Annotated in this window: 16 protein-coding genes and 1 tRNA gene; 10 read left to right on the forward strand and 7 right to left on the reverse strand. The window is 73.0% G+C overall.

Annotation, left to right across the window (positions count from 1 at the left end; genetic code table 11):
* The first annotated feature begins 38 nt into the window (after positions 1-38).
* The 4 genes from BJ975_RS12825 to BJ975_RS12840 are packed head-to-tail and all read left to right on the forward strand — an operon-like array spanning position 39 to position 4,766.
* Positions 39-1,463, forward strand: coding sequence for an alpha,alpha-trehalose-phosphate synthase (UDP-forming) (locus tag BJ975_RS12825; RefSeq protein WP_179426514.1), 1,425 nt, complete (start codon positions 39-41; stop codon positions 1,461-1,463).
* Positions 1,453-2,766: an MFS transporter gene (locus BJ975_RS12830; RefSeq protein ID WP_317628275.1), complete on the forward strand. Its 1,314-nt coding sequence runs from the start codon at positions 1,453-1,455 to the stop codon at positions 2,764-2,766. The genes BJ975_RS12825 and BJ975_RS12830 overlap by 11 nt, the downstream gene beginning before the upstream one ends.
* Positions 2,756-4,165 carry a pyridoxal phosphate-dependent decarboxylase family protein gene (locus BJ975_RS12835; protein ID WP_179426518.1) on the forward strand — a complete coding sequence of 470 codons (1,410 nt, stop codon included), beginning with the start codon at positions 2,756-2,758 and terminating at the stop codon, positions 4,163-4,165. The genes BJ975_RS12830 and BJ975_RS12835 overlap by 11 nt, the downstream gene beginning before the upstream one ends.
* 4 nt (positions 4,166-4,169) lie before the next feature.
* Positions 4,170-4,766, forward strand: a complete 597-nt coding sequence (locus BJ975_RS12840; RefSeq protein WP_179426520.1) for a GNAT family N-acetyltransferase — start codon at positions 4,170-4,172, stop codon at positions 4,764-4,766.
* A 58-nt stretch (positions 4,767-4,824) separates the two neighbouring features.
* On the opposite strand, the gene BJ975_RS12845 is transcribed toward BJ975_RS12840, so the two are convergent.
* Positions 4,825-6,075 carry an MFS transporter gene (locus BJ975_RS12845; protein WP_179426522.1) on the reverse strand — a complete coding sequence of 417 codons (1,251 nt, stop codon included), beginning with the start codon at positions 6,073-6,075 and terminating at the stop codon, positions 4,825-4,827.
* Between the two features lie 54 nt (positions 6,076-6,129).
* Here BJ975_RS12845 and BJ975_RS12850 point away from each other — a divergent pair, with 54 nt between their 5' ends.
* Genes BJ975_RS12850 through BJ975_RS12860 form a run of 3 tightly spaced genes read left to right on the forward strand, consistent with a single transcriptional unit; the run spans position 6,130 to position 9,128 of the window.
* Positions 6,130-7,275, forward strand: a complete 1,146-nt coding sequence (locus BJ975_RS12850; protein ID WP_179426524.1) for an MFS transporter — start codon at positions 6,130-6,132, stop codon at positions 7,273-7,275.
* Positions 7,272-7,943 (forward strand): uracil-DNA glycosylase, encoded by a 672-nt coding sequence (locus BJ975_RS12855; RefSeq protein ID WP_269305206.1) that lies wholly within the window; start codon positions 7,272-7,274, stop codon positions 7,941-7,943. The genes BJ975_RS12850 and BJ975_RS12855 overlap by 4 nt, the downstream gene beginning before the upstream one ends.
* Positions 7,944-7,952: 9 nt before the next feature.
* Positions 7,953-9,128 carry an AI-2E family transporter gene (locus BJ975_RS12860; RefSeq protein WP_179426526.1) on the forward strand — a complete coding sequence of 392 codons (1,176 nt, stop codon included), beginning with the start codon at positions 7,953-7,955 and terminating at the stop codon, positions 9,126-9,128.
* 27 nt (positions 9,129-9,155) lie between these two features.
* Here the strand turns inward: BJ975_RS12860 and purU are convergent, their stop codons facing one another.
* Genes purU through BJ975_RS12880 form a run of 4 tightly spaced genes read right to left on the reverse strand, consistent with a single transcriptional unit; the run spans position 9,156 to position 11,674 of the window.
* Positions 9,156-10,022, reverse strand: a complete 867-nt coding sequence (purU, locus tag BJ975_RS12865; RefSeq protein WP_179426528.1) for a formyltetrahydrofolate deformylase — start codon at positions 10,020-10,022, stop codon at positions 9,156-9,158.
* Between the two features lie 13 nt (positions 10,023-10,035).
* The gene (locus BJ975_RS12870; protein ID WP_218845902.1) at positions 10,036-10,971 is read right to left on the reverse strand and encodes a sodium:calcium antiporter; all 936 of its coding nucleotides are present in this window, start codon (positions 10,969-10,971) and stop codon (positions 10,036-10,038) included.
* An 8-nt stretch (positions 10,972-10,979) separates the two neighbouring features.
* Positions 10,980-11,339 (reverse strand): DUF488 domain-containing protein, encoded by a 360-nt coding sequence (locus tag BJ975_RS12875; protein ID WP_179426530.1) that lies wholly within the window; start codon positions 11,337-11,339, stop codon positions 10,980-10,982.
* Complete coding sequence (locus tag BJ975_RS12880) at positions 11,336-11,674, reverse strand: cupin domain-containing protein (protein ID WP_179426532.1); 339 nt, start codon at positions 11,672-11,674, stop codon at positions 11,336-11,338. The genes BJ975_RS12875 and BJ975_RS12880 overlap by 4 nt, the downstream gene beginning before the upstream one ends.
* 60 nt (positions 11,675-11,734) lie before the next feature.
* Here BJ975_RS12880 and BJ975_RS12885 point away from each other — a divergent pair, with 60 nt between their 5' ends.
* Positions 11,735-12,667 (forward strand): MBL fold metallo-hydrolase, encoded by a 933-nt coding sequence (locus BJ975_RS12885; RefSeq protein ID WP_179426534.1) that lies wholly within the window; start codon positions 11,735-11,737, stop codon positions 12,665-12,667.
* A gap of 8 nt (positions 12,668-12,675) precedes the next feature.
* Here BJ975_RS12885 and BJ975_RS12890 read toward each other — a convergent pair.
* Positions 12,676-12,748, reverse strand: a tRNA-Thr gene (locus BJ975_RS12890).
* Between the two features lie 34 nt (positions 12,749-12,782).
* Positions 12,783-13,562: a hypothetical protein gene (locus BJ975_RS12895; RefSeq protein ID WP_179426536.1), complete on the reverse strand. Its 780-nt coding sequence runs from the start codon at positions 13,560-13,562 to the stop codon at positions 12,783-12,785.
* Positions 13,563-13,586: 24 nt separating this feature from the next.
* Between BJ975_RS12895 and BJ975_RS12900 the strand changes: the two genes are divergently transcribed.
* Together BJ975_RS12900 and BJ975_RS12905 are read left to right on the forward strand one after the other, a co-directional pair.
* Positions 13,587-14,765 (forward strand): amino acid deaminase/aldolase, encoded by a 1,179-nt coding sequence (locus BJ975_RS12900; RefSeq protein ID WP_317628274.1) that lies wholly within the window; start codon positions 13,587-13,589, stop codon positions 14,763-14,765.
* Entirely contained in the window at positions 14,762-16,045 is a 1,284-nt protein-coding gene (locus BJ975_RS12905; protein ID WP_179426540.1) for a D-arabinono-1,4-lactone oxidase, read from the forward strand. Before BJ975_RS12900 ends, BJ975_RS12905 begins: the two co-directional genes overlap by 4 nt.

Below are 16,045 nucleotides of genomic sequence, written 5' to 3' on the forward strand. Positions count from 1 at the left end.
CCGCGGCGGGCGGGCCCGTTCTCCTCTAGGCTGGCCGCATGGCGCCCGAGAAGACCGACTTCCTCGTGATCGCCAACCGCCTGCCCGTCGACCGCCGGATCGGCGACGACGGCGAGGTCTCGTGGCGCACGTCGCCCGGCGGTCTGGTCACGGCACTCGAACCGGTCATGAAGCTCCAGGGCGGGGCGTGGATCGGCTGGCACGGTGCCGCCGACGAGGACCTCCCCGAGTTCGAGCACGACGGCCTGCGACTCGTCCCGGTGCCGCTGACCGAGCTGGAGGTCGAGGAGTACTACGAGGGCTTCTCCAACGGCACCCTCTGGCCGCTCTACCACGACGTCGTCGTCACCCCGGAGTACCACCGCGAGTGGTGGGACGCCTACGTCACGGTCAACCGCCGCTTCGCCGAGAAGGCCGCCTCCCTCGCCGCGCAGGGCGCGGTCGTGTGGGTGCAGGACTACCAGCTGCAGCTCGTCCCGCAGATGCTGCGCGAGCTGCGCCCCGACCTGCTGATCGGCTTCTTCCTGCACATCCCGTTCCCGCCCACCGAGCTGTTCCAGCAGCTGCCGTGGCGCCGCCAGATCCTCGAGGGCCTGCTGGGCGCCGACCTCGTCGGCTTCCAGATGCCCGGTGGCGCGCAGAACTTCGCCCGCCTCGTGCGTCAGCGCGTGGGCCACCGCACCGTGCGCGACACCGTCTTCCTGCCCGACGGCCGCAAGGTCCTGGCGCGGGCCTACCCGATCTCGATCGACGCGCGCGGCTTCGAGCAGCTCTCGCGCACCCCCGAGGTCATCGCCCGGGCGCAGGAGATCCGCGACAGCCTCGGCAACCCGCGGCACGTGCTCATCGGCATCGACCGCCTCGACTACACCAAGGGCCTGCCCCAGCGGCTGCGCGCCTTCGGCGAGCTCGTGCGCGACGGCGTGATCGACGTCGACGAGGCCGTGTTCGTCCAGGTCGCCACCCCGTCGCGCGAGCGCGTGCACCAGTACCGCCTGCTGCGCGACGACATCAACCGCCTCGTGGGCCGGATCAACGGCGACATGGGCCGCATCGGCCAGCAGCCGATCCAGTACCTGCACGCCTCGTTCCCGCGCGAGGAGATGGCCGCGATGTACCGGGCCGCCGACGTCATGGTGGTCACCCCGCTGCGCGACGGCATGAACCTCGTCGCCAAGGAGTACATCGCCACGCGCTGGGACGACCGCGGCGCGCTCGTGCTCAGCGAGTTCGCCGGTGCCGCCGGCGAGCTCCGACAGGCGTTCCAGGTCAACCCGCACGACATCAACGGCATGAAGCAGGCGCTGCTCGAGGCCATGCAGGCGCCTCCGGTCGACCTGCGCAAGCGGATGCGCGCGCTGCGCAAGCAGGTGATGGAGAACGACATCGAGCGCTGGGCCACCACGTTCCTGGCCGAGCTCGCCGAGGCCCGTGACACCGGTCCGGCCGACGGTGACGACTGAGCTTCCGGCCCGGGTCCGGCGCGGCTACGCGCTCGGCAGCGTCGCCACCGGGACCTTCGGCACCGTCCCCGGACTGCTGCTGCTGCCCTACCTGACCGACGAGATCGGCATCGGCGCGGCGCTGGCCGGCGTGCTGGTGTTCGCGCCGAAGGCGTGGGACGTCGTCCTCAACCCGATCGCGGGGCGCATCAGCGACCGCTCCACGCATCCCGCCGGGCGGCGCCGTCCGTTCCTCGTGCGGGCCGGGCTCACCCTGGCCGTGCTGTTCGCGGTGATGTTCGCCGGTCCCACCGAGCCGCAGGCCCTGGCCGCCGCGTGGGTGGCCGTGGCGTTCCTGGGCTGCGCGAGCGCCTATGCGTTCTTCCAGGTGCCCTACGTCGCGATGCCGGCCGAGCTGACGCTCGACTACGCCGAGCGGACGCGCCTCATGACGTGGCGCGTCGTCGTCCTCGCGCTGGCGATCCTGGTCTCGGGCGCCACCGCCCCGATCGTGGCCGACCAGCTGGGGCACGCGGCGATGGGCGCGTACGTCGGCCTCGTCATCGCGCTCGGCGTGCTGGGCGCGTGGTGGGGAACGCGCGGCGCGCCCGAGCACCCCACCGAGACCGCGGGCGGCACGTTCGCCGACCAGCTGCGGCTCGTGGCCCAGAACCCCGACTTCCGCGCGGTGCTGCTGACGTTCGTCGTGCAGGCCGCCGCGATCGGCACGGTGCTGGCGGGCGTGGCCTACGTGGCCGACGACCTGCTCGACAGCACGGCCGCCAACACGTTCCTGTTCGTCGCCTTCGTCGGTCCCGCGCTGCTCGTCACGCCGCTGTGGGAGCGCTACGCCACCACCCGCGGCAAGCGGTCGGGGTACGCCGTCGCCACCGTCTTCCTCGTGATCGGGATGGCCGCACTGCTGGCGGCGCACGAGGGCTGGCTCGCGCTCACCTATGTCGCCGCCGCACTCGTGGGCATCGGGTACGCCGGGGCCCAGGTCTTCCCGATGGCGATGCTGCCCGACGTGGCCGCCGACGACGCCTCGCGCAGCGGGGCCAACCGCATCGGCGTGTTCACCGGCGTGTGGACCGCGGGCGAGACGCTCGGCCTCGCCCTCGGGCCCGGCATCTTCGCGCTCGTGCTGACGGCCGGTGGCTACGTGTCGTCGACGTCCGGCGTCACCGTCGACCAGCCCGACGGCGCCCGCCTCGCGATCGCGCTGGGCTTCTCGGTGCTGCCGGCCCTCCTGTCCGCGATCAGCCTCGTGCTGCTGCGCGGCTACCGACTCGACGACCGACTGAGGAGTGCCGATGTCGCCTGAGCAGGTCCTCGCCGAGCTCGCCGCCCGCCGCGAGGGCGACCTCCCCACCCACGGCGGCCGCACGCTGGCGTACGTCTACGACTCGGGACTGGCCGAAGCCGACGAGGTCGCCCGACAGGCCGTCGCGATGTACGCCGCCACGAACGGCCTCGACCCCACCGCCTTCCCCAGCCTGCTGTCGATGGAGGCCGACCTCGTCGGCTTCGCACGCTCGATCCTGCACGGTGGCGACGAGGTCGTCGGCACGGTGACGTCCGGCGGCACCGAGTCGATCCTGCTGGCGGTGCAGACCGCGCGCGATGCCGCCGGCGTGGAGCGCCCGGCGATGGTCGTGCCCAGCACGATCCACGCGGCCTTCGCCAAGGCCGCCCACTACTTCGGGGTCGAGCTCGTCGCGGTCCCGGTGGGAGCCGGACACCGCGCCGACGTCGACGCGATGACCGAGGCGATCGACCGTCTGGGCGACCGCGTGGTGCTGGTGGCCGCCAGCACGCCCTCGTATGCCCACGGCGTCATCGACCCCGTCGAGGAGCTGGCCGCCGTCACCCGCGAGCGCGGGCTGCGCCTGCACGTCGACGCGTGCATCGGCGGCTGGATCCTGCCGTGGACCCCCGACGCTCCCCCGTGGGACTTCGCGGTGCCCGGCGTCACCAGCCTCTCGGTCGACCTCCACAAGTACGCGTACACGCCCAAGGGGGTGTCGCTGCTGCTGCACGCCGACGCGTCGCTGCGCCGGCCGCAGTTCTTCGCGCACGCCGACTGGCCCGGCTACACGATGCTGAACTCCACCACGCAGTCCACGAAGTCCGGCGGACCGCTCGCCGCCGCGTGGGCCGTGGTCCAGCTGATCGGTGCCGACGGCTACCGCGACCTCGTCCGCCGCACGCTCGACGGCACCCGCGAGCTGGCCGACGGCATCGAGGCCACCGAGCACCTGCACCTCGTCGAGCGGCCCGACACCTCGCTCGTCGTCGTGGGCACCGACGACGCCGTCGACGTGTTCACGATCAGCGACCTCATGCTCGACCGCGGCTGGTTCGTGCAGCCGCAGATGCGGTTCGGCGACGAGCCGGCGAACCTGCACCTGACGATCTCGGCGGCCACGGCCGCGTCGGTGCCCGAGTTCCTCGACGCACTGCGCGCGTCGGTGGCGCAGGCGGCCGAGCAGGGACCGATCCACATCGACCCGCTGCTCGCCGAGGCGGCCGCGACGCTGGACCCGGACACCCTCGACGACGAGGCGTTCGACGGCCTGCTGGCGCTCGCGGGGCTGGCCGGCGAGGGCGGAGAGGTCGCGGTGCCCGAGCGCCTCGGACCGGTCAACGCACTCGTCGACGTCGCTCCGCCGCGGGTGCGGGAGGCGCTGATGATCGCCTTCCTCGACCGTCTGACACGCTGATCCCGTGACCGATCCCTGGACCACGCCGGTGCCGATCGCCGGGCGCCTCGTGCGCCTCGAGCCCCTCGGACCCGAGCACGCCGAGGGCCTCGCCGCCGCCGGCGACGACCCCGCCGTCTTCGAGCACCTGCGCCGCTGGGACGTCATGTCCCCCGAGGTCGCGGCCGCCCACATCGCGCGTGCCGTGGCCGACCCGGCGCTGGTGCCGTGGGCGCAGATCGACGCCCACACGGGCGAGGTGGCGGGGACGACCTCCTACTACGACGTCGACGCCGAGCTCCGCACCGTGGCGATCGGGCACACCTGGATCGGCCGGCGCTTCTGGCGGACCGGGCTCAACACCGAGGCCAAGCTGCTGCTGCTCACGCGGGCGTTCGACGAGCTCGGCTGCGTGCGCGTCGTGTGGCACACCGACATCCGCAACGACCGGTCACAGGCCGCGATCGCGCGGCTCGGCGCCCAGCGCGAGGGCGTGCTGCGCAAGCACAAGCTGCGCGACGACGGCAGCTGGCGCGACACCGTGACCTACTCGATGCTCGACGACGAGTGGCCCGCCGCGCGCGATCGGCTGACGGCGCGCCTCGCGGCCGACGCAGGATGAGGCATTCGGGTACCGGAGCGGGGCGCGATGCCTCGTCGTTCGTCCCGGCGGAGCCGCGTCAGGAGACGATCTTGGCGTTCCGCAGGATGCGCTGCGTGGCCAGCGAGAGCACAAAGGCGATCGCCATGGCCGAGATCGTGACCGCGAACGCGGGGGTGGGGCCCGAGGGGCCGAACGCGCCGTCGGCCGCGCGACCCGCGAGCGACGCGCCCGTCGCGTAGCCCAGGCCCGTGCCGCCGGCCATGAACGTCATGGCCGTGCCGATCCGGGCGGGCGGCACGATGAGGCCGGCCAGCGCGAAGGCGCTGATCAGGTAGGGCGCGACCGCGAAGCCCAGGACCGCGATCACCGCGACGACCTGCGGGATCGTCTGGACGAGCAGCAGCGGCAACGCCAGGACGACCATCGCGCCCGACGCCCACAGCATGCGCGTGGCGTAGAGGACGCTGGCCGGGACGGCCGCCAGCGACAGCGCCGCGACCATGCTGCCGATGCCGAGCACCGCGTGGATGAGGCCCGCCACGTCGGGGTGGCCCTGCTGCGTGGCCAGCACGGTGGAGCCGGCCTGGATGCTGCCGAAGAAGGTGCCCATGAGGAACACGGCCACGGCCAGGACGATGAACGCCGAGGTCCACATCCTGACGCCGTGGGTGGGCGCGTGCTCGCTGCCGCGCGGCACGAGCGCGGCGGTGCGGTGGACCGCGAACCACGAGCCGAAGACCAGCAGCAGCGCGGCCGCGGCGAGCAGCGCGCCGTCGGCGCCGATCAGCACGCCGAGGATGCCGACGAGCGCCGGACCGAGCACGAACGACGCCTCGTCGCCCGCGCCCTCGTAGGAGAAGGCCAGGTCGACGAAGCGGTCGACCTCGTCGGAGCGGATGCGGCCCTCGCTGACGCGCAGCGCGAGGACGGGGCGCCAGCGCACGCGGGCCAGCGGTCCGACCTGCGGCATGACCAGGCCGGTGGCGGCGGCGATGACGATCAGGGTCCCCGAGGACACGCCGTGGTCGGCCGCGTAGACGACCGTCACGAGACCGATCGCGCCGAGGATCGACTGGGTGAGCACGACGGGTCGCTGCCCGATGCGGTCGGCCGCGGCCCCGAAGAAGGGCGAGCCGATCGCGCTGGCGACCGCGAGCGCTCCGGCGGTGGCGCCGGCGATGCCGTACTTGCCGGTGGCCTGGGCCACGAGCATCAGGACGCCCATCTGGCTCATGGCCAGCGGGATGCGCCCCAGGAAGGCCACCGCGACGAACGAGAATCCAGCTGCGCCCCAGAGGCGGCGGTAGTCGGCGATGGCGGAGGACACAACCCGCCCATGCTACCCGTCGGCGCCACGGGTGGGCCTCCTAGACTCGGTGCAATGGTGGAGGCGACGATCGGGCGCGCCCGGGTGGCGACATCCGGACTGCTGTTCAGCAACGGATTCCTGCTCGGCGCATGGATCGTGCACATCCCCGTGGTCATGGACCGCACCGACATCACGGCCGCCACGCTCGGCACGCTGCTGCTGTGGATGGGCGCGTGCGCGTGGATCGGCATGCAGGCCGCCGGCTTCTTCGTCGACCGCACCGGCAGCGCCAAGGCGGTCACCGCCGCGCTGCTCGCGATGGTGCTCACCGTGACGCTGCCCGGACTGGCCACCGACCTGTGGACCCTCGCGGCCGCCCTCGGCGTGCTCGGCTTCGCCAACGGCATCGTCGACGTCGCGCAGAACGCCCAGGCCGTCACGGTGGAGCGCGCGTACGGCCGGCCGATCATGTCCTCGGTGCACGCCTGGTTCTCGGCCGGCGGGTTCGCGGCGTCGGCGCTCGGTGCGGGGATGCTCGCCCTCGGCTGGCCCATCCCGCTGAACTTCGTCCTGTTCGCGGTGATCGGCCTCGTCCTGCTGGTTGTCATCCGGCCCCACCTGCTCGACCACGACGTCCGCGACGCCGACGACCGTCCCGGCCGTCCGCCGTGGACCGCGCAGATCGTGCTGCTCGGCGCGCTCGCCTTCGCCCTGATGCTGGCCGAGGGGGTCGCCTACGACTGGAGCACCGTCCACCTGCGCGACGAGCTCGGCACGACCGAGGCGCTCGCGGCCGTCGCGTACGGCGCGTTCAGCCTCGCCATGTTCGTCACGCGACTGCTCGTCGACCGGGTCGTCGCGGTCATCGGACCCGGACGGTTCGTGCGCTGGGCCTCGCTGCTCGGCGCGGTGGGCCTGGCGATCGCGATCGTCGCGCCGACCCCCGCCGTCGCGATCGCGGGCTGGGCCGTGGTCGGCATCGGCCTGGCCGGCTGCGTGCCCCAGTTCTTCAGCGCCGCCGGCAACGTGGACCCCCGCCACGGCGCCGCGATCATCGCCCGGGTCACCGGTATGGGCTACGTCGCGCTGCTCAGCGGCCCCTCGGTGATCGGCCTGCTGACGCACTGGGTGCCGCTCACGACCGCGTTCCTGGTGCCGCTGGCGCTGTGCCTCGTGGCGAGCGCGCTGGCACCCTCGGCCCTCAGGAGGCACCCGTGAGCCTGCGCGACCTCATGGCGCCCGACTGGGCCGAGGCGATGGAGCCGGTGGCGCCCCAGATCGCCGCGATGGGCGACTTCCTGCGCGCCGAGGTCGCCGCGGGCCACACCTACCTGCCCGAGCCCGACGCCATCTTCCGCGCCTTCCGCACCCCGCTCGCGCAGGTGCGCGTGCTCATCACGGGGCAGGACCCCTACCCCACGCCCGGCCACCCGATGGGGCTCTCGTTCTCGGTCCGGCCCGACGTGCGCCCGGTGCCCCGCAGCCTGGCCAACATCTACCGCGAGCTGGAGGCCGACCTCGGCATCGCGCCCGCGTCGCACGGAGACCTCTCGGCCTGGGCCGACCGCGGCGTCATGCTGCTCAACCGCTGCCTGACCGTGCGGCCCGGCGAGGCCGCGAGCCATCGCGGACGCGGCTGGGAGGCGGTCACCGACCGCGCCATCGCGGCGCTCGTCGAGCGCGGCGGCCCGCTGGTCGCGATCCTGTGGGGTCGCGACGCCCAGTCGCTCGCCCCGCGCCTCGGCGACGTGCCGCGGATCGAGTCGGCGCACCCGAGCCCGCTGTCCGCCTCGCGAGGATTCTTCGGCTCGCGCCCGTTCAGCCGCGCGAACGACGCCCTGCGCGCGCAGGACGCGCAGCCGGTGGAGTGGGAACTGCCCCGCTAGGGTTGCCGCGTGAGCCAGACACGCATCCGCGACCGCGCCGTCCTCATCGACCAGGGCTTCGTGGTCATCCAGCGCTGGGGCCTGCGCATCATCGTGATCGCCGCCGCCCTCTACGTGCTGGGCTGGGGCGTCGGCCGCACCTGGATGATCTGGTTCCCCGTGTCGCTGGCGATCCTGTTCGCCACCGTCCTCGGCCCGCCCACCAAGCGCCTGCGCGAGCTCGGCGTCCCCGCGGCCGCCGCGGCGGGCGTCGTGATGCTCGCCTTCCTGGCCGCGCTGGGCTTCCTGTTCTCCATCCTCATCCCGCAGCTGGTCGACGAGGCCCCCGAGATCGCCGACCGCGCCGCGAAGGGCGTCAGCGAGGTGCAGGACTGGCTCGTCAACGGGCCGCTGCCGATCGAGGCCGGCCAGATCACGAACGCCCTGAACTCGGTGGAGGACTGGCTGCGCGACAGCGCCGGCGACATCAGCAGCGGCGTGCTCTCCACGATCGGCGTCGCCACCAACGTCGTCCTCAACACCGTCCTCGTGCTGATCCTGACCTTCCTGTTCATCAAGGACGGCCACCGCTTCCTGCCGTGGGTCGAGCGCCTCGGCGGCCACCGCGTCGGCGGCCACCTGCGCGAGATGCTGAACCGAGCGTGGAACACCCTCGGCGGCTTCATCCGCACGCAGGCGCTCGTGTCGTTCATCGACGCGGTGCTGATCGGCATCGCGCTCGCGGTGGTCGGTCAGCCGCTGTGGGTGCCGCTCGCGGTCATCACCTTCATCGGTGGCTTCATCCCGATCGTCGGTGCGTTCGCCAGCGGCGCCATCGCCGTGCTGGTGACCCTCGTGACGAACTCGCCGCAGGACGCGCTCATCATCCTCGTCGTGATCATCGTGGTGCAGCAGCTCGAGGGCAACGTCCTCTCGCCGATCCTGCAGGGCAAGAGCATGAACCTGCATCCGGCCGTCGTGCTGATGGCCGTCACCGCGGGCGGTTCGCTGTTCGGCATCACCGGCGCGTTCCTCGCAGTGCCCGTCACGGCCACCATCGCCGAGGTGCTGCGCTACGCGAACGACCGGATCGACTCCTCGCTCACCGCCGGTGGGGATCCGGTGGCGGCGATGACCGCGCCCACGGTGGCCGACGTCCAGGCCGACGAGGCCGACGCCGCGCAGGAGCGCGAGCGCGAGAGCTGACCGAGGCGCCGGCCTCGGCCGTCCGGCTCAGTCGAAGACGACCGTCTTCATCCCGTTGAGCAGCACCCGGTGCTCGGCGTGCGCCCGCACGGCGTGCACGAGCGCGCGGGCCTCGAGATCCTGGCCCATCGCGGCCAGCTCGGAGGCCGACGAGCGGTGGTCGACCCGGCGGAAGTCCTGCTCGATGATCGGACCCTCGTCGAGGTCGGCCGTCACGTAGTGCGCGGTCGCGCCGATCACCTTCACGCCGTGGCGGTGCGCCTGCTCGTACGGGCGCGCGCCCTTGAAGCTCGGCAGCAGCGAGTGATGGATGTTGATGGCGCGGCCGTGCACGTCGCGGCACATCTGGTCGGTGAGGATCTGCATGTAGCGCGCCAGGAGGAGCGCCTCGGCGCCCTTCTCGTCCATGAGGTCGAGCACGAGCTGCTCGGTCTCGCGCTTGGTCTCGGGCGTGACACGGATCTGGTGGAACTCGATGCCGTGCCACTCCACCGTCTCGCGCCAGTCGGGGTGGTTCGACACGACGGCGACGATCTCGATCGGCAGCTGGCCCTGGCGCGTGTGGAAGAGCAGGTTGTTGAGGACGTGGCCCTGCTTGGAGACCATCACGACGACACGCAGCGGCGCGGTGGCGTCGTGCAGGTCCCAGTCCATCTCGAAGGGCTCGAGCACGGGCGCCAGCGCGGCGCGCATGTCGTCGAGCGCCACCTGGCGGTCGGCGGCGAACCGCACGCGCATGAAGAAGCGGCGCGTGTCGGGGTCGGCGTACTGCTGGCTCTCGGTGATCGTCCATTCGTCCTGCGCCAGCGTGGAGGCGATGGCCGCGACGATGCCCACCCGGTCGGGGCAGGCGAAGGTGAGGATGAAGTCGCTGTGCGGCTGGGGGGTCTCCATGAGGTGCATCGTCTCAGGTGCGCACCGCGAGGACGACGCCCAGGTACAGGACGTAGGCGAGCACGGCCGCGACGCCCTCGGCACGCGACATCCGGCGCCCGGTGGCCAGCACCGGCAGCAGCATCACCGCGACGAACGCCATGAGCGGCAGGTCGACCCGGATCAGGTCGCTCGTGACCTCCAGCGGCGCGACGAGCGACGTCACGCCCAGGATCAGCGCGAGGTTGTAGACGCTCGAGCCGATGAGGTTGCCGACCGCGATGTCGCGGTTGCCGCGCAGCGTGGACACGACGGTCGTCACCAGCTCGGGCGCCGAGGAGCCGATCGCCACGACGGTGAGGCCGATGACGACCTCGCTCACCCCGAGGGAGGCCGCCAGGTCGACCGCGCCGTGCACGAGCCAGTCGGCGCCCAGCACGACGACCCCGAGTCCGGCGACCAGCACGACGAGGTGCCGGGCCAGGCCTCCGCCGGACGCGTCGGGCTCGGCCGGTGGCCGGGCGGGGTCGCGCACGGCGAGCACCACGACCGCCAGCGTGTAGACCGCGGCGATGACGACCAGCAGCGTGCCGTCGGCGCGCGAGAGCCGTCCGTCGAGCGCCAGCACCACCACGAGGATGGACACGGCCGCGACGACCGGCAGCTCGAAGACGATCGTGCGCGACTCGACGGCCAGGGGCACGAGCGCCGCGCTCAGCCCCAGGATCAGCAGCAGGTTGACGATGTTGGTGCCCGCGATGTTGCCCACGGCGAGCGGGCCCGCGTCGCGCAGCGCCGCGTCGATCCCGATCGCCAGCTCGGGCAGGCTCGTGCCGATCGAGACGACCGTGAGCCCGATGACCATCGGCGGGACGCCGAGCCGGGTCGCGACGGCGGCACCGCCGCGCACCAGCAGCTCCGCCCCGATCACGAGGGTCGCCAGGCCGGCCGCGACCAGCAGGACGGCCACGCGGCGGCCTAGTCGCGCTCGCCGCTGGACCGCTGGAGGCGGTCCTTCAGCAGCAGCGCGTGGTTGTGCTGCTCGTCGCGCGCGGCGTACAGGAGGGTCACGACGTCGTGCTCGGCGACCAGGCCGCGCAGCTCGTCGAGGGCCGGGTTGGCGTCGAGCTCGTTCGCGTACTCGTCGGCGAACGCCGAGAAGGCGATGTGCTCGTGGTGGAAGAGCTGGCGCAGCTCGGTGCTGGGCGCGACCTCCTTGAGCCAGACGTCGACCGCCGCGCGCTCCTTCGTCATGCCGCGCGGCCACAGCCGGTCGACCAGCACGCGCAGCCCGTCGTCGGGCGACGGGTCCTCCTGCACGCGGCGGACGCGGATCATGAGCCCGCGGGAACGAAGGTGGTCAGCAGGACGGCGGCGTCCTCGAGCGCCAGCAGGTCGTGGCGGTGGTCGGGGATCACCAGCAGCTCGCCCGCGGCGCCCTCCCAGGACTCCTCCCCCGCCGTCAGGCGGACGCGTCCCGACAGCACCTGCAGCGTCGCCTCGGGCGGCGCCTCGTGCTCGTCGAGTCGGCGGTCGGCCGCGAGCGCGATGACCGTCTGGCGCAGGTGGTGGTGGCGCCCCCGGTGCAGCGCGACGGCGCTGCGGCCGCTCGAGGCCTGGCCCGCCGCGGCGAGCTGGTCGCGGACGAGGGACGGGAGGTCGGTGGAGTCCATGACCCGACCGTAGCCCGAGCGGGGTGCCTCGCGCGCCGCCGCGTGAGAGAGTCCTGAGCCATGCGCATCAAGCCCGGCCGCCCCGACCTCTCCACCCACGCCGCCCTGTTCGACCTCCCGGAGGCGGCCGCGGGCGCACCCTCCGTGACCTTCGGCGGGGTCTCGACGCTCGCGTTCGACGACGGCCGCTCGGCCCTGCTCACGGACGGGTTCTTCTCGCGCCCGTCCCTGCTACGGGTCGGGCTGGGCCGAATCGCGCCCGACCTCGCCCGGATCGCCGACGGGCTGCGGCGGGTGGGTCTCGCCGGGCCCGAGGCCTCGCACCTCGAGGCGGTGCTGCCCGTGCACAGCCACTTCGACCACGTCATGGACGCGCCCGAGGTCGCCCGGCGGACCGGCGCCGCCCTCGTCGGCGGCACCTCGACGCTGAACGTCGGTCGTGGCGCCGGGCTGCCCGACGACCGCCTGCGGCCCGCGACGCCGGGCGTGCCGATGGAGCTGGGCCCCTGGCGCGTCACCGCCGTGCCGTCGGAGCACTGCCCGCCCGACCGCTACCCCGGCACGATCGACCAGCCGCTCGCGGTGCCCGCGCGCGCCGGCGCCTACCGCTGCGGGGAGGCCTGGTCACTGCTCGTCGAGCACGACGCGGTGGGCGCCACGCTCGTCCAGGGCAGTGCCGGCTTCGTACCGGGCGCCCTCGACGGGCTGCGCGCCGAGGTCGTCTTCCTGGGCATCGGCCAGCTCGGGCTGCTGGGCCCGGAGTACGTCGAGGGGTACTGGACCCACACCGTCCTCGCCGTGGGCGCGCGTCGCGTCGTGCTCACGCACTGGGACGACTTCTTCCGCCCGCTGGACCGGCCGCTGCGCGCGCTGCCGTACGCGGGCGACGACCTCGACGTGACGATGCGCGAGCTGCGGTACCTGGCGGGCCGCGACGGCGTCTCGCTGCACTTCCCGACGCTGGGGCGGCGCGAGGACCCGTGGCGGTCCTGACGGCCCGGAGCCCCCGACAGGATTCGAACCCGCGACATCCTCTTTACAAGAGAGGCGCTCTACCGACTGAGCTACAGGGGCGCGGCCGTGGCCGACCGCCTCATCCTAACGACGCTCAGACGCGGCCGGCCCGGCACGCTCGCGCGAAGTCCTCGTCGACCTGGTCCTCCTCCGGCAGGGCCGGCGTGACCGCCTCGTCGCCGTTGCCGATCTCGGCGAACTGCGTGAGGTCGGTGACCTGGTCGTCGGAGTCGCCGCCCGGCGTGAGGAACCCGTCGAGCACGATCGCGCAGTCGGCGGCGCCGAACTCCTGCCAGCCGGTGAGGGTGCCCCACTCGTCGGCGCCGTCGCTGGCGATGACCCCCTGGGTGCGCAGCACGCCGATGACGCGGACGAGCCCCTCGTCGTTCTCCACCTCGTAGGCGGTGCGGGTCTGCAGCGAGAGGTCGACCGACCCGGCGTCCTGCGAGGTCTCCCAGACCGCGGTCATGCGCGTGTCCCGCAGCTCGAGATCGGGGTCGAGGACGGTGGCCCGCGCCAGTGCGGGCTCGGTCTGCGCGTCCGCGGCGTCGTCGATCGCGGCGACGAGGGACTTCGGCAGGTCCTCGCCGACCGCCCCGGGGTCGGTGGCGGCCTGCAGACCCCACGTCGCGACCGCGTCGGTCATCTCCTCGTACTCCGCGGCGGACACGCCGTCGGGCCGGGCGGGCGGCTCGGGGATCGCGCCGTCGGGCGCGGGCCAGCCGGCGATCCCGAGGTCGTCGAGCGTGATCTGCTGCGTGGGCGCGGGCTGCGGATCCGGCGTCGCCGCGGTCTCCTCGGGCTCGTCCGACCCTCCGGTGCATCCCGCCAGCACGAAGGTCACCAACACGAGCAGCAGGACCGGTCGACGCACCCGTCCAGTATGCATACTGGCCCGGTGGCTCCTGCGAACCCGACTCCCCCGTACCCCCGCCTGCTGCGCGCCACGAGCCTGCTCGACACCCCGTACGCGGTGATCGACGAGGAGGCGCTGTGGGCCAACGCGTCCGACCTCGTCCGTCGCGCGGGCGGCAAGCCGATCCGGCTGGCCACCAAGTCGATCCGGGTGCGCTCGATCATCAAGAACGCGCTCACGCTCGACGGCTTCCGCGGGGTGATGACCTACTCGCTGGCCGAGTCCGTCTGGCTGGCCGACCAGGGCGTCGACGACATCCTGCTGGCGTACCCCAGCGTCGACCGCGAGGCCTACGCCGACCTGGTCGCCGACGAGCGGCGGCTCGCGTCCATCACCGTGATGGTCGACTCGATCGAGGCGCTCGACCTCATCGACTCGTTCCTGGGACCCGACCACCCGCCGATCCGGGTGTGCCTCGACGTCGACTCGTCGCTGCGGATGCTGGGCGCGCACCTGGGCGCCCACCGCTCCCCCGTGCACACCGCCCGCGACGCGAAGCGGATCGCTGCGACGATCACCGCCCGCCGTGGGTTCGACCTCGTCGGCCTGATGTTCTACGACGCACAGATCGCGGGCCTGCCCGACGGCGGCCCGGCCATCGCGATGGTGAAGCGGCGCTCCACGGCCGAGCTCCGGCGCCGCCGCCGCAAGATCGTCAAGGCGGTCGGTGCGATGACCGACCTGCAGATCGTCAACGCGGGCGGCACCGGCAGCCTCGACGTCTGGCGCGACGACGCGTCGGTCACCGAGCTCGCGGCCGGCTCGGGACTCTTCGTGCCCACCCTGTTCGACGACTACCGGTCCTTCACCCCGCGACCCGCGGCGTTCTTCGCCCTCTCGGTCGTGCGCAAGCCCAGCCGCGACGCGGCCACGTGCTTCGGCGGCGGCTACATCGCCTCGGGGCCGGCCTCGACGTCGCGCGTGCCCACGCCCGTGTGGCCCGAGGGCCTCGAGTACTACCCCAACGAGGGCGCCGGCGAGGTGCAGTCGCCGCTGCGCGGCAAGGTCGCCCGCACCTTGGCGATCGGCGACCGCGTGCTGTTCCGTCACGCCAAGGCCGGCGAGATGTGCGAGCGGTTCGACCGGGTCGCGATCGTCGACGCCGCCGGCCAGGCCTCGCTGACCCCCACCTACCGCGGCGAAGGGAAGAACTTCGGATGACCTCGTGGAGCAACTGGGCCGGCAACGTCACGGCCTCGCCCGACGCAATCGAGCACCCCGGCTCCACCGACGAGGTGGTGGCGCTCGTCCGCGCCCACCCGCGGGTCAAGGCGGTCGGCGCGGGCCACTCGTTCACGCCCATCGCGCAGCCCGAGGGCGTGCAGCTGCGGCTCGACCGCATGGACCGTGTGCTGAGCGCCGACACCCGCACGGGCCTCGTGCGCGTGCAGGCGGGCATCTCGCTGCACGACCTCAACCGCCGCCTCACGTCGCTCGGGCTGGCGCTGCCGAACCTCGGCGACGTCGATCCGCAGTCGGTCGCCGGCGCCACCTCCACCGGCACCCACGGCACCGGCGCGCGGCTCTTCGGCATCGCCAAGGCGGTCGCCGGGATCCAGCTCGTCACCGCCGACGGCGAGGTGCTCGAGATCGGACCCGACCACGAGCTCTTCGACGCCGCCCGCGTGGGCCTGGGCGCGCTCGGCATCGTCACCGAGGTCACGCTCCAGTGCGTCCCGTCGTTCCTGCTGCACGCACGCGAGGAGCCGATGGCGCTCTCGGACGTGATCTCCGGGCTCGACGCGCTCGTCGACGGCAACGACCACTTCGAGTTCTACTTCTTCCCGCACACCGACAAGGCCCTCACGAAGCGCAACAACCGCGTGCCCGACGGCACGACGCGCGCGCCGCTGCCCCGCTGGCGCCACGCGCTCGACGACGAGCTCCTGTCGAACACCGTCTACGAGCAGGTCCAGCGGCTCTCGACGCGCAAGCCCTCGCTGATCCCGCGCATCAACGCCCTCTCGGGCTCGCTGCTCGGCGCCCGCGAGTACACCGACGTGTCGCACGAGGTCTTCATCTCGCCGCGTCGCGTCCGCTTCCGCGAGTCGGAGTTCGCGCTGCCGCGGGCCGCCGCCGCCGACGCGATCGCCGAGATGCAGCGCTGGTACGCACGCACCGACCAGTACGTCTCGTTCCCCGTCGAGGTGCGCTTCACGGCGGCCGACGACATCTGGATGTCCACCGGGTACGAGCGCGACAACGTCTACATCGCGGTGCACCAGTACCACCGCACCGACCCGGCGGAGTACTTCGCGGCGATGCAGGACATCTTCGTCGCGCACGAGGGCCGGCCCCACTGGGGCAAGATGCACACCCTCGGGCCCGACCACTTCCGCGCGGTCTACCCGCGGTTCGACGACTTCGTCGCCGTGCGCGACCGGCTCGACCCCGAGCGCCGGTTCGGCAACGCCTACCTGCGCCAGGTGCTGGGCAGCTGA

This window comes from Aeromicrobium tamlense (assembly GCF_013408555.1).
Lineage (GTDB): Bacteria > Actinomycetota > Actinomycetes > Propionibacteriales > Nocardioidaceae > Aeromicrobium > Aeromicrobium tamlense.

What these genes read in the sequence shown, in the direction of transcription:
- BJ975_RS12825 (WP_179426514.1), top strand. Translation starts at nt 39, where the DNA reads ATGGCGCCCGAGAAGACCGACTTCCTCGTGATCGCCAACCGCCTGCCC.
- BJ975_RS12835 (WP_179426518.1), top strand. Translation starts at nt 2,756, where the DNA reads ATGTCGCCTGAGCAGGTCCTCGCCGAGCTCGCCGCCCGCCGCGAGGGC.
- BJ975_RS12850 (WP_179426524.1), top strand. Translation starts at nt 6,130, where the DNA reads ATGGTGGAGGCGACGATCGGGCGCGCCCGGGTGGCGACATCCGGACTG.
- purU (WP_179426528.1), bottom strand. Translation starts at nt 10,022, where the DNA reads ATGGAGACCCCCCAGCCGCACAGCGACTTCATCCTCACCTTCGCCTGC.
- BJ975_RS12875 (WP_179426530.1), bottom strand. Translation starts at nt 11,339, where the DNA reads ATGATCCGCGTCCGCCGCGTGCAGGAGGACCCGTCGCCCGACGACGGG.
- BJ975_RS12880 (WP_179426532.1), bottom strand. Translation starts at nt 11,674, where the DNA reads ATGGACTCCACCGACCTCCCGTCCCTCGTCCGCGACCAGCTCGCCGCG.
- BJ975_RS12885 (WP_179426534.1), top strand. Translation starts at nt 11,735, where the DNA reads ATGCGCATCAAGCCCGGCCGCCCCGACCTCTCCACCCACGCCGCCCTG.
- BJ975_RS12905 (WP_179426540.1), top strand. Translation starts at nt 14,762, where the DNA reads ATGACCTCGTGGAGCAACTGGGCCGGCAACGTCACGGCCTCGCCCGAC.